The 14,743-nt window shown below is 25.9% G+C and carries 9 protein-coding genes; 7 read left to right on the forward strand and 2 right to left on the reverse strand.

Features of this window, described 5'->3' with window-relative positions; all coding sequences use genetic code 4:
* Positions 1-13: 13 nt before the first annotated feature.
* Complete coding sequence (locus SCORR_RS02045) at positions 14-979, reverse strand: GMP reductase (RefSeq protein WP_094048627.1); 966 nt, start codon at positions 977-979, stop codon at positions 14-16.
* A 22-nt stretch (positions 980-1,001) separates the two neighbouring features.
* The gene (locus SCORR_RS02050; protein ID WP_094048629.1) at positions 1,002-1,604 is read right to left on the reverse strand and encodes an FMN-dependent NADH-azoreductase; all 603 of its coding nucleotides are present in this window, start codon (positions 1,602-1,604) and stop codon (positions 1,002-1,004) included.
* A 113-nt stretch (positions 1,605-1,717) separates the two neighbouring features.
* Here SCORR_RS02050 and udk point away from each other — a divergent pair, with 113 nt between their 5' ends.
* The 7 genes from udk (at position 1,718) to SCORR_RS02090 (ending at position 14,738) form a co-directional block, all read left to right on the forward strand.
* A complete protein-coding gene (udk, locus tag SCORR_RS02055; RefSeq protein ID WP_094048631.1) occupies positions 1,718-2,356 on the forward strand; it encodes a uridine kinase in 639 nt (212 codons plus the stop codon).
* Positions 2,357-2,518: 162 nt separating this feature from the next.
* On the forward strand, positions 2,519-4,852 hold the full coding sequence (locus SCORR_RS02060) for a hypothetical protein (protein WP_094048633.1): 2,334 nt from the start codon (positions 2,519-2,521) through the stop codon (positions 4,850-4,852).
* Between the two features lie 797 nt (positions 4,853-5,649).
* Positions 5,650-7,968 carry a hypothetical protein gene (locus SCORR_RS02070; RefSeq protein ID WP_094048637.1) on the forward strand — a complete coding sequence of 773 codons (2,319 nt, stop codon included), beginning with the start codon at positions 5,650-5,652 and terminating at the stop codon, positions 7,966-7,968.
* Between the two features lie 177 nt (positions 7,969-8,145).
* Positions 8,146-10,074, forward strand: coding sequence for a DNA topoisomerase IV subunit B (gene parE / locus SCORR_RS02075; protein ID WP_094048639.1), 1,929 nt, complete (start codon positions 8,146-8,148; stop codon positions 10,072-10,074).
* A 32-nt stretch (positions 10,075-10,106) separates the two neighbouring features.
* Entirely contained in the window at positions 10,107-11,081 is a 975-nt protein-coding gene (locus tag SCORR_RS02080; RefSeq protein ID WP_094048641.1) for a hypothetical protein, read from the forward strand.
* A gap of 13 nt (positions 11,082-11,094) precedes the next feature.
* Positions 11,095-13,758, forward strand: a complete 2,664-nt coding sequence (gene parC / locus SCORR_RS02085; RefSeq protein ID WP_094048642.1) for a DNA topoisomerase IV subunit A — start codon at positions 11,095-11,097, stop codon at positions 13,756-13,758.
* Positions 13,759-13,841: 83 nt separating this feature from the next.
* On the forward strand, positions 13,842-14,738 hold the full coding sequence (locus SCORR_RS02090) for a cytidylate kinase family protein (RefSeq protein WP_094048644.1): 897 nt from the start codon (positions 13,842-13,844) through the stop codon (positions 14,736-14,738).
* The last annotated feature ends 5 nt before the right edge of the window (positions 14,739-14,743 follow it).

Raw genomic sequence — 14,743 nt, forward strand, 5'->3', positions numbered from 1 at the left:
TAAAAACAGGTAACTAACTAAAGTTACCTGTTTTTAATACTACATAATCAACATTTTTTATATCTTCTAATTTTGTTCCACCAGCATATGAGATAGATGATTGTAAATCTTCGCACATTTCTTTATAAGTATTAAGAATTTTTCCCCTAATTTTTATAATTTCTTTTTTACCTTCAACATATCTTTTTTCGCCTTTATTGTATTCGCTAGCACTACCATAATATTCTTTGTACAATTCACCATTGACTTCAACTGTTTTACCAGGTGATTCTTCATGAGCGGCGAACAAACTACCAATCATACACATTTTTGCACCGAATCTAATTGATTTAGCAACATCTCCATTAACTCTTAAACCACCGTCAGCAATTATTGGTTTCTGAGCAGCTTTACTACATCATTTAATAGCTCCAAGTTGTCAACCACCAGTACCAAATCCTGTTTTTAATTTTGTTATACAAACTTTACCAGGACCAACACCAACTTTAGTTGCATCAGCTCCTCAGTATTCTAGATCTCTTACTGCTTGAGGTGTTGCGACGTTACCAGCTATTATAAAACTCTTACCTTTTGTTTTATCTTTTATGTGAAATATCATGTTTTTAACTTGAACTGAGTGCCCATGAGCAATATCAATTGTAATAAAGTCTGGTATCAAATCTTTTGATGCAAGTTCATCAATTAATCTATAATCGTCATCTTTTACTCCAACGCTTATTGATGTAAATAATTTTTGACTTTTCATTCTTTGTACAAATTTAACTGCATCAACATTAAAACGATGCATTACATAAAAGTAATTCTCTTTAGCTAATATTTCAGCTAAATCTTCATTAATTACTGATGCCATATTAGCGGGAACTACTGGTAACTTGAATTTGAATCCACCAAGTTCTACAGAAGTATCACATTCACTTCTTGATTTTACCTTACAAAAGTTAGGTATTAATTGAACATCTTCATAATCTATTACGTACATTTTCTTCCTCCATAATTAGATATTAAAATTTAGCAACAACATTTTTAATTGTATCATTGATTGTACTAATTGCTTCTTTTGGGTTCATTTTTGAGATTGGGTCTACTTTTGTTCCTGCAAATAAAATTGGCTCATTAACTTTTGCACCTACAAATTCAAATGTTCCTTTTAAAAATGCTGTATGATCACCAAATGGATATCAACCTAATGGTGCTCCTTGGGTTGTTAAAATCTGAACTTTTAAATGATCTAATAGTCCTACAGAACCATCTTTTTTTGCATACTTATATGAAAAACTATGGTCAGCTAACAATACGTGATCCAAGTAATTTTTTATCAGTGCACTAACATTAAAGTTATTCATTGGACTTGAAATTATAACTTTATTAACTTCTTTTAATTGATTAATATATTTAATTGCATCATTTTCATTAAAATAATTTGACATATTTTCTCTTGTCAAAGTCTTTTGTGCCATTTCTTCTTTGTTTAAATCAAGATATATAATTTCATCTTCTTTATTTAATTTTTTGTATTCGTCTACAAATTGATTTGTTAGTTCTATTGAATATGATTTTTCAATAGGACTAACTGTACCATTAATTACTAATACTTTATTTTTCATAAATCCTCCTGGTATATATTACATATATATTATTATTTTAATTAACTTTGTATTAAAAAACTAAATTATTTTAATATTTTAATTTATAATAAATTATAAATAATGAGGTTTTTGTGGAAAAAGTAACTATTATATCAATTGCTGGTGGTAGTGCTAGTGGTAAAACAACATTTGCTCAAACATTAAGTGATAAAATTTTTGAAAATCACTCTGTATCACATCTGTCAATGGATAACTATTATAAAGATTTTAGTAATCTTAGTTTTGAGGAAAGACAAAGCTTAAATTTTGATCACCCTAATTCTTTAGATATAGACTTGATTTGCCAACATTTAGATGATTTAAAAAATTTTAAATCAATAAAAGTACCAATTTATAATTTCACAACTCATAGTCAATCAGGGGAGTATAAAATAATTGAACCATCAGAAGTAATTATTTTAGATGGTATATTGGCGCTTCAAATTGAAGAAGTAAGAAAAAGAAGTAATATAAAAATTTTTATTAGAACTGATGATGATATTAGATTCATAAGAAGGTTATTAAGAGATGTTGGTGATAGAGGACGTAAATTAGAGGATGTTGTTCATCAATATTTAACAACAGTTAGACCAATGTATAAATTCTTTGTTGAACCGTCAATTGAGCATGCTGATATAATTGTTCCTTATTATGAAGGTAACACCATAGCAATGGATTTAGTTGCTGCAAAAATTAATACATTATTATCTAAAAACATTAAAACTAGTTAATTAAAACTAGTTTTTTTTATTAAAATTAATTTCCTATAAATAAATTATTTATTTTAATAATATAAAAGATAGATAAATTAATGACATAGTTAGCTTATCTTTACATAAAAACATTATTAATTTAATTTTAGTAATAATAAATATAAGAAAAGAGCAAATAAAATGAGAAAAATATTAAATATATTATCATCTATAATAATTTTTGCTATGCCTTTTACGTCTGCTGTATCTTGTGGTAAAAATAAAAACTCAAATAAGAATGATTTAAATTTAACAAGCATTCAAAGAGAAATGGTTGAAGGTGCAGAATTCATGTCTAGATTAATTATTTCAAGTAGACATGAGAATATAAACATAAATTTAAACGAAATGTTATCAATATATTTAACGCCAATACCAACTTCATTGATGATTCCAACTTCATTTAAATACAATAATAATAATGTTAATTTTAGTACTAAAATAGATAAGTATAGGAATTACTTAGCACCAAGTATACAAAAATTAAATAAAACTGGTTCTGCAGGAACATATGCTAGTTATGTAATGGGAATGTATGATGATAGTTTTTATACAAATTTTTTAAAAAACAATTACTTTGAAGATTCGTTTAATTTGAATGGTGACATTGGTTTTAATAAACCTGGTGATAAAAATGAGATGGGGTATTTTTCAGGTTTAGACAAAAATTTAAAATTATCAAATGAAGAAAGTAGAAGAGATTTATCTTGGGGGATTCAAGACACAGGGCCACTAACTAATTATTTATTAGATTTAGATTATGATGGATCATATCCAGGTGATTATAATGGCACTAATGGGTTAAGTACATTTTTCCATGGAAAACCAGATATTAATGGTGGTGGTACAAATTCATCAGGCTATCTTCATTATAATTCAGTTATTTCAAAAGGAAAAGGATATTGAAATGGAAATGATATCTACAAAGATATTAATGATAAGTTAAAAAGTGGTAAATACGAAAGTGCTAAAACTTCAAAATTCCAAAGTGATAACTTTTCTTCTTATCCAAAAATTAATAATATTGAATTTAACAAAAATGGAATTGATTTAATGAACACAGCAAGTAATTTAAATATTGATGGTTATATAAATAATTTTGTATCCTCAATCGAAGGTGTAAGTAGTACTGATTTTGGTGCTAGTATGTTATTAAATATTGTAAATATTTTGACACCAATCTTAACAAGTGATATTGATTGAGTTAATACAAGCATACAAATGATTGGAATCAGCCTAATTTATAATATTCAAAATGCTATTAATAAAATTCAAGAAAGTGATGATTTAACAGCATTTTTAATAAACAATGGATTTAATCAAGAAATACTGAATAATAAAACTAATAAGCGTCCTCAAGTAAAAGCTAATGACATAACTAAACCTAATGTTGAAACTGCTAAAATAACAAGAATATATAATGAACAAGAAAATGACATTATTAAAGACCAATTAGAAAACCTAAAACAAGTAGGTATTTTTATCGATGAACTAGTTAAATTTAGCGATAATTTAAAAGATAATAATATTAAAAAAGAGTTTATTGAAAAGTTCTTTAAAAATAAAAGAACACCTTTTTGAGATTCTTATGAAGTAATAATAAAACCTAATGTAATGGGTATTGGAGCAAAAGGTTTAACACAAGAAGGCTGAGATATGTTATTAGATAATGGTGGTGAAAGAATTATAAACTTATTGAGCCTTTTATCAGACTCTTATAAAGAGTTATCTAAAAAAGAGAAAAGTAAACAATTACTAGAGATTGAAAATAGTGATATATATAAAAATAAATCATTACAACAATTATCAAAATCTGAATTTACAAAACTTAGAAGTGTTCTTGGTTATAGTATCGCTGAAAACAACTTTGTAGAAGGGTCAATTTTAGATAGCTATTATAATCTTATAACCAATAAAAATATAAGAGGAGTTTCTGAGTTTGATTTTATGCTAGATATACTTAAAGATGGATTAAATTATGACATGGAAAATGTATATAAAGATTCATTACAATATATTTATGATGACAATTACTGGAATATTTCCAACATAAAAATTAATAGCACAGACTCAAGCAAAATAAATGGTGAATTAGAATTTGAATTAAATTATACAGGAGTGGGTGATATAAGTTCAAACGCAGATCAGCAACTTAAAAAAGTTGATGTTCCTATGAATTTTAATCCATATCAGACATTAGTTAAGCATCAAATGAATGACCCAAATGTTAATAAAATTAAGAATCTAATTGATATGGATCGTACATCTGGTGTAGTCCTTGGTAAGGACCAATTAAAACTAACTCAAAAAGATTTATTGGAATATGATGGTACAGCTATGAATTATAAAAATGTAAATCACAATTATAAAGTGGTATGAAAAAATTTAAGTAATGACATAAATAATCCATATTGAGTTGTAACGGGTATAAAATCATTTAATGAAAATGGTCAAGAGTTTTTCAATATTTACTAATTATAATAAAGTAATTATTGAATAATTTTTATTTTTTTTATATAATTAAGAAATGAATTTAAACACTTTTATTAATTATAAAAAAAAGTTAATAACTTTTTTTATAGTTGCTTTTTTAATTGCTAACTTTTTAATATTTATTTTAACAAATACATCTATAATAAGAATTTTTATTTTTATTGATTCAATAACAATGATTTTACATTTACTTTACTTTCTGTTTATTATTAATAATAATATTAAAATAAGTAAATACGAGATTAAAAAGCATATTGAATCAAATAATTTAATAATTATAAATTATCTATTAATACTATTAGTAACATTATTATTTATTTATTATGAAATAAATGGCATTAATGGTGTTTTTAACTATAATTTATCGATTAAATATATTTTTTCCAGCACAAATATATTTGCGAATAATTATTCAAAAGTACTTTATTTAGGTTTTTTATTATTCTGAACTGTTTTTATGATTGCATTAGTAGTAATTTTTATAAATATATATTATTTAATTAAATTATTTAACGTATTTACAAGTTTATCGCTTTATACTTCACTAAATAATATTAATTATGAAATTAAAGTATTTTTTGCTATCTTCATATCTGCATACAAATTGATAAATATTAGTTTTAATAGTGTATATCAACTAATATATAAATTTTTCGTAAAAATATTTATAGAAAAAGTTTTTTTTAGATTGGTTTATTTTAATGTACATTATATTTTGATAGATATTAGTGATTAATAAAGAATTAAATTAAAAATAGTTTAAAATAGGAGGAAAAACTATGAAAAAATTAATGAATTCTTTATTAGTGATAACAATTTTAAGTACACCTTTATCAACTATAATTTCTTGTGATCCTAGCTCTACTGAGGATAATAACAACAAAAACAATGATGACTATATGACTAATATGCAAGATGAAATGCTAAAAGGTGCAGAATTTATGTCAAGAATTGTTTTATCAAGTAGGCATGAAAACTTAAATTTCAACCTTAATGAAATTTTATCAATGTATTTAACACCATTACCAGTGATGTTAAATATGCCAGTATCATACAAATATAATGATCAAAATATTAATTTTTTAAGTTATATAAGCAAGTTCAGAGATGTAATGAGTCCTTCAATAAATAAAATAAATGGGGATAATTATTCTGGAATGTATGCCAGTTATATAATGGGAATGTATGATGATAATTTTTATAATGATTTTGTAAAAAATGAGTATTTTGAAGATTCTTTTAATGAAAAAGGTGACACAGGATTTAATAAAAAGGATGATAAAAATGAATTAGGTATTTTAGCAGGGTTAAATAAAAAGTTAAACTTATCAACTGATGAAAATAGAAGAAATTTATCGTGAGGTATCCAAGATACAGGAGCTTTAACAAACTATTTATTGAGTAAAGGTTATGATGGTGCTTATCCAAGTGGTACTTCGGGCATTTCTAATACATATTCAAGTGCAAATGTTACTACTGGAGGTACAAATAGCTCTGGTTATTCATTTTATAACTCAGTTTTATCAACTGGAAAACCTAATAGAGTATCAATAAGTGATTACAGTAAAAAGACGGTTAATGATAAATCGAAGGGTTTTTCGTTTGAACCAATGAAAAAAACAGAGTCAACCAATATACTAGAAGATTATTCATCAAAGCTAAATAATATGAATTTTAATGGTGTTGGATCATTATTAACTAATACTGCTGGTAGTTTAAATTTAAATGGATATATTAATAGTTTTTCATCATTAAAAGATAGTATTGGTGAGAGTGATTTTGGAGTCGATGTTTTACTTCAAGTTGCAAACATAATAACACCATTGCTTGCTGATAATAGTGAGAAAGTAAATTTGTTAATGCAGTCTACTGGTTTTAGCTTGTTATATAATGTTCAAAATGTTATAAATACAATTCAAAATAATACAAAACTTTGTACTTATTTAAAAGGAAAGGGATTTAATGAAGATATTTTAAATAATAAATTAGATAAAAAAGAAATAGTTAACCCTATATCTCAATATATGAAACCAGATGCTTCTAAAGTTAGAGTGTCTAGATTCTATAATAAAGAAAATGGTGATAAAAATGACCCTATAAGTACAATGAAAATGACTGAGTCTTTTTTACGCGAACTTAAAAAATGTCATGAAAATCTTGATGATAATGAAAAAATATTTTTTACTAAAAGTTTATTTATCAATCCTAACTCACCATTTTATGAATCTTATAAATCAATAATAAGTAATTCATTAATCGGTGGAATTGAAGTAGAGGGTTGGACGAATTTAATTGGTAATGATGGTTCTAGCGGTATGAACCTACTTAGTTTGGTGGCTGACTCATATAAGGAATTATCCAAAAATGAAACCAAGGATCTTATTTTAGAAATCGAAAAAGAATATAGTGGTAAAACACTTAAATCTATTACAAGATCTGAAAAACTTAAGTTATTTAAGAAATTAGGTTATGACATTTCAAGCAAAAAATATACAGAAGATTCATTTTTAAGCAACTATTATAAGTTTATGACTGATAAAAAAATTAGTGGTGTAAATGAATTAAATGGATTCTTTGATAAACTAAGAGATGGTGTGAACAATTCAATGAAAAATGTTCACGAAAAAGCTCTTCAATATATTTATGATGACAAGTATTGAAATACTCAGGATAAAAAAATTAATGTAACAGATCCATCTGAATTAAATGGAGAAATTTCATTTGTTCTTGATTATTCTGGTAATGGTGATAAGGAATCAAATGCCGATCAACAAACTGAAAAAGTTAATGTACCAAAGAATTTTAACCCATATCAAACATTGGTTAATTATCAAGATAATTATGCTAAAAGTGAATCTTTAAAATCAAAAATTGACTTAACAAGAATATCTGGTGTAGTACTTGGTAAAGAACAACTAAATTTATCAGATGAAGAATTAATAAGTTATGACGGAAAAGGTGTTAAATATGATAAAGTTAACCATAAATATAAAATAATATGAAAAAATGTAAGTAATGACGTCAATAAACCTTATTGAGTAATAACAGGTATTCAATCATTTAATAGTGATAATGAAGAATTTTATAATATTTATTAAATATTGACTATGTCAATATTTTTTATATTTATATCAAAAAAATAATTATTTCTTTTTCTATGTTTTATTGGTAAAATACATTTATATTGACAAAAATATTTTTTATATTAATATATATAAGACTAATATTAATTAAATAGGTTTTTATTTAATTATTAAAATGATAGGTGGGGCAAAATGTCAAATGAAAATAATTTAAATTATACCGAAGATAGTATTCAGGTTTTAGAAGGTTTAGATGCGGTCAGAAAAAGGCCGGGTATGTACATCGGTTCTACCGATGTACGTGGACTTCATCACTTGGTATGAGAAATAGTAGATAATTCAATTGACGAATCTTTAGCAGGGGCTTGTACTGAGATTAATGTATCAATTGAAAAAGATGGTTCAATTACTGTAAAAGATAATGGTAGAGGAGTTCCTATAGGTAAATATAAGGGATCAAAAAAATCAACACCTGAAATAATATTTTCTGTTTTACACGCAGGTGGTAAGTTTGGTGGAGATGGATATAAAACATCTGGTGGATTACATGGTGTTGGTTCATCTGTTGTTAATGCTCTTTCAAGTAAATTTAAAGTTACAATTTATAGAGATAATAAGATTTCAACTATTAAGTTTGCTAATGGTGGAAAATTAACTCAACCACTAAAAGAAACAGGGTCAACAAAACAAACTGGAACAATAGTTAACTTTTTACCTGACGAAACAATCTTTTCATCAACAAAGTTCTCTTTTTCAACTATTTCAGAACGTTTAAGAGAGTCAGCATTATTAAACTCAGGTCTTAAAATTACATTAAAAGATAATAGAAGTGATAAATATGTTGAGTATCTGTTTGAAAATGGTTTAATAGAATTTGTTAATGAACTTAAAGGAACACAAAAAGCATTAACTGCACCCATTATTATAAAAGGTAACAATTCTAATATTGATGTTGAAATTGCGATGTTATATACAGATGAGTTCTCAGAAACTGTTTTAGGTTTTGCAAATAATGTTAAAACTAGTGAAGGTGGAACTCATGTTATTGGTTTCAGATCTGGGTTAGTTAAGGTATTAAATGAATATGGTAAAAACCAAGGAATATTAAAAGAAAGAGACAAAAAACTTGATGCATCTGATATAAAAGAAGGTTTAATAGCTGTTGTAACTGTAAAAATACCTGAAGACTTAATTCAATATGAAGGACAGACAAAAGGTAAATTAGGTACAGCAGAAGCTAAAACTGTTTGTGAAAAAATAACTGAAACTAGTGTAAATTTTTGATTACAAGAAAATAAAACATTAGCAATTTCATTAATTGAAAAAGCATTATTAGCAAGAAGAGCAAAAGAAGAGGCAAGAAAAGCAAGACAAGCAGTTAGAGATCAAAAAAATAAATCAAAATCAAGAACAATGCTTGGTAAATTAACACCTGCACAAGGTAAAGATAAAGAGCTTAATGAATTATTCCTAGTAGAGGGTGACTCAGCGGGTGGTAGCGCTAAATCAGGAAGAGATAGAAAATTCCAAGCAATATTACCATTGAAGGGTAAGGTTATTAATGCAGAAAAAACAAAGTTAATTGACCTACTAAAAAATGAAGAGATAGTCACAATTATGAATGCAATAGGTGCTGGTGTTGGTAGTGAATTTGATGTTAATGATATCAATTATGGTAAAATTATTATAATGACTGACGCAGATACAGATGGTGCGCATATACAAACATTATTGCTTACATTTTTCTATAGATATATGAAAGATTTAATAATTAATAAGAAAGTATACATCGCCTTACCACCTTTATTTAAAGTTACCAGTTCTAACAAAAAAGACTTCAAATATCTTTGAACTGAGGATGAATTAGTTTCACATATGAAAAAATCTAAAACTAAATGTGAAATTCAAAGATACAAAGGTCTTGGTGAAATGAATGCAACTCAATTATGAGAAACTACAATGGACCCAGATGAAAGAAAATTAATCCTTGTAAAAATTGATGATGGTTTAGCAGCTGAAAATTCATTTAGAACATTAATGGGTGACAACTCAGATAAAAGAAAAGAATGAATTGAAGAAAATGTTAAATTTACATTAGAAGAAAACATAGAGTTCTTATAGTATTATAAGCGATTAGAATAGTGGTGAGTAAAGTGGCTAAAGAATTTCAATATAACAAATTAGTAAATGTTGTATTAAAAAAAATAAATGAATATAACAAGATAAACTCAGATATTAAAAGATACAATATTTTTAATAGTTTTAGTATTTCTTATGAAATAGAAGATACTGCGCTTTACTTTGAAATGCATAATACTGATGATACTGAAGAAATGTCTTTGACTTCATTATCTACAGAGCAGTCTATTAGAATCGATATTGATAAATTAAATGAAGTTAATTGACTGATGAAAACTCTTAATAGATTTATTGAAAAAGCAAATGAATCGTTAACTAAAGCTAGAGAATTATCAAAACCACATGTAGGAATTTTAATATACGATGAATTTACAGATTCTTATTACTTAAATCCGTCAAGTGGACCGATATTACTTAGAACAAGAGAAATTGAAAAGGAAATTGCAGCCACTAGATTTGATATATTCTCAATTTTTATTAATTTACGTTCCGCATTAATTGGTAATGATAATCTCGCTGAAATAATTGGCGCATCACCAACAAAAGTCTTGGAAAGAATAAGGTCATCAGTTGAATTTATAAAAAGTTGTGAAACAAAGTTAGTTAAAATAGAGGGTATACCAAGGTATATTGTAAATTTTAATGAATTTAATAAAATAATTACTTACTCTACATTTGCAACAAATGGTTTTGGTAAAAATATTGTTACTCCCAAAAGAATTAATGAAAAAGTAATAACCGCTTCAATTGATAGACTTAGGGAATTGGACAAAGTCTATGCTCAAGTAAGAAAAGACGAAGAAGTTTCAAAAAATATGTTAGACTTAGCAAGAAGTCTAGTAGCGAAAAATAATCCTAAATTGTTTACTCTTGAAGATTCAACCAAATATTGAGTTTTAACAAAAGAAGGAAGAACAACTATCAAAAACCTTAATATACTAGACTTTTTAGATAATGATATGAGTGAAGTTGATTTTTACTTAAATTAGGAGGAGTATTTTAATGTCAGATAACAACAAGAACGGTATAATTGATTATTCTCTTGAAGATTTGATGAGCGAGAGATTTGGACGTTATGCAAAATACATAATTCAAGAAAGAGCATTACCAGATGTTAGAGATGGGTTAAAGCCAGTTCAAAGACGTATTTTATTTACAATGAATGAAATTAATCTAACTCATGATAAGGCATATAAAAAATCCGCTCGTATCGTTGGAGATGTAATTGGTAAATATCATCCACACGGTGATACATCAGTTTATGAAGCTTTAGTTAGAATGTCTCAATCGTGAAAACTTAATATGCCTCTTGTAGATATGCAAGGAAACAATGGTTCTATTGATGGTGATGGAGCTGCTGCTATGCGTTATACAGAATCAAGATTGTCAAAAATAACTAGTGTGTTACTTGAGGATTTACAAAAAAATACTGTATTGTTTGCTCCAAACTACGATGATTCAGAAAAAGAACCAACAGTTTTACCGGGTTATTTTCCAAACATTTTGATTAATGGTTCTACAGGTATTGCAGCGGGTTATGCAACAAATATGCCTCCTCATAATTTAGGAGAAATAATTGATGCAACAATATTATTGATCAAAAAACCAAAAGCAACATTAAGTGATATTACAAAAATTGTACAAGGACCAGATTTCCCAACTGGTGGTATAGCTATGGGTAAAGAAGGAATTGAAAGCGCATTTACAACCGGTAAAGGTAGAGTAATACTTCAATCAAGAATGGTTGCAGAAGACGATAAAATTGTAATTGATCAAATACCATATGAAGTTGTAAAACAAGACTTAGTTCGAAAAATTGGTGAAGTAGTTGAAGCAAACCCTCAGCTTGATGTAAAAGAAGTTAGAGATGAAACAGATAGAACTGGATTAAGAATTGTAATCGAATTAAATCCTGATTCTGATTATGATTTTATTAGAAAATTTTTATTAAAAAACACATCTTTACAAGTATCTTATAATTATAATAATGTTGTTATTGTTGATAAACAACCTAAACAACTTGGTATTATTGAAATAATAAAAGCCTATATAGGTCACTACAAAGATGTTTTCTTAAAGAAAACAAAATTTGATTTAGATAAATCAGAAAAAAGACTAGAAATTATTGAAGGTCTTGTTAAAGCTATTTCAGTTTTAGACGAAGTAATCCAAATTATTAGAAATTCTGCAAATAGAGGTGATGCGATAACAAACTTAATTAACGCATTTGAATTTACAGAAAATCAAGCTATTGCTATAGTTGATTTAAGATTATATAGATTAACCTCAACAGATATTGTAAAATTAAATGAAGAAAAAGATTTTCTAACTGGTTTAATTGAAAAACTTAAATCAATAATCAATGATCAATCAGTACTTAATAATGAAATTATAAGTAAGTTAAATGAATTTAAGAGAGAGTTTAGTATTCCTAGAAGAACTAAGATTATTGATGAAATTGAAAATATCGATGTTGAAATTAAAAAAACAATAGTTGAAAAAGATTATACTGTTTGAGTTTCACAAGATGGTTATTTAAAAGCGATTGATGATGCTCATTTAGGTAAGTTTCCAATATCTGAGTTTAAAAGAAAACCCAATGACATTTGAATCGCTCAATTCCCAGCATCAAGTTTAAATTATATTATTTTAGTTTCAAGTGCAGGGACATATTTCTCGATTCCAGTATATAAAATTAATCCAAGTAAGTGAAAAGAAATTGGTATGCATTTAAATGAAGTTGCAACTATATCTGGATCTGAAAAAATATTAGCGGCATTCGTTGTTAAAAAGTTTGAAAATGCAAAACAAGAAATTTTATTAGCTACAAGAAAAGGTATGATTAAAAGAACGCCTATTGAGGACTTAGAAACTAAGATGTTCTCAAAAGCATTTAGGATTATGAAAATGCAAGAAGGTGACGAATTAGTATCAGCTTCATTAGTTACTTCAAAAACTAGATATGTGACTATGCTAACAAAAAACGGTTTTGCAGTGAGATATGATATAAATGAGATACCTAGTGCAGGACAAAATGCAAAAGGTGTAAAATCAACTGTTGTTAAAGATGATTATATAATTGCTGGTAAGGCTTTTGATAAACAAGGCGATATATTAGTATTAACTAATAAAGGTAATATTAAAAAAGTTAAACAAGAATTAGTACCTCTTATGGCAAGACCTAAACGTGGTGTGAGATTATACCCATGAAATAAAAAGAGAGATGAATTTGCAACATTCTTATATAACGTTCAAGACAAAGATACATTAAATATTCTAGATGATGAAGATAATTTAACTCAAATTAATGTAAAAACATTTAAGTATGCTGATCTTGAAGATGTTCCAGAAGACTTGGATATGACTAATATTGTAACAACAACTTTAGAAAAATCATTTATTGTTAAAAACAATGATATCCCAATTCCTCCTAAATCTGGAGATGACGATAATGGTGGTAATAATTCTGGAGATAGTGGAAACATAAAGCCATTAAAATCTAAACAAGATATTACCAAAAAAGAAAATATAGTTCATAAAAATAATGAAAAAATAATAAAAGTTATTAATAAACCAAGTGATTCAAATAATAATAAACAATCTGAAAATAAAAGCGAAGATTTAAATACAGAAGAATTAAAAATCGATATTGATGATCTGTTATAATGCTTTTATTTTTTTTACACATATTATTTATTTTTTAACGAATATATAATTATAAATATATTAAAAATATAAAGGAGATTATTATGATAATCCAAGTAATAGGACAACCGTTTTCTGGGAAAACTTCTCTTGCAAAATACATTTCAAAAAAATTAAACATTAAATACTTTTGTGCAGAGGACATGTATTACAACGATTATCAAAAAGTTACTGATGATTATGCTGATTTAATTTTAAATAATAATGATTTTATTATTGATGGTTCAATAAGTTGGTTTTATAAAAGTGCTTTTTTTAAAAGAGATATTTTAATATGAGTTGAAACTGATGATAATGAAAGAATAGAAAGAATAAATAATCTAGAGATGAAAATAGATTGATTAAAGAAAATCGATTATAATAAGTATTATAAATATAATGATGAATATTTTGAACTTTCTAGAAATTATCAAGAGAAACAAAAACTTTTAAATCTACTATTTATGGAGTTTGAAATCGCGGACTCTAAAAAAATTATCATTGACGGTGCAATATCAAATAAAGAACAATTTAAAATAATAATAGATTTAATATTAGAAAAAAAGAAAAAAAATTATTTAAAAGGTAATATTGATTTATTTAAAGTATACAAAAAAGAAGTTGGTATGAGTATAAAAAATATTAAACAAAGTTTAAAAATAGTAAAAAGTACTAATATTAAACAAACAAAGTTGTTTGAAAAACAATATATAAAATATGAAAAACTAATCTCAAATGACAAATATATTTCTTATAAAAATAATCTAAAAAATAGTTTTAGAAATTCTAAAAAAAATATAAAAAATATTTATAACGTATCAAACATAAGTTTACAACCCGATAAAAAATTAGTAAAAGATTTATCGAGTTTAACTAATTATAAAACTGCAATTGAAACTTCTAAGTTTATAAAAAACATTATTAAGATATTAGATATAGAAAAGCACAAACTAAAGAGATAAGGAAT

The sequence above is a fragment of the Spiroplasma corruscae genome (assembly GCF_002237575.1).
GTDB classification, from domain to species: domain Bacteria; phylum Bacillota_I; class Bacilli_A; order Mycoplasmatales; family Mycoplasmataceae; genus Spiroplasma_A; species Spiroplasma_A corruscae.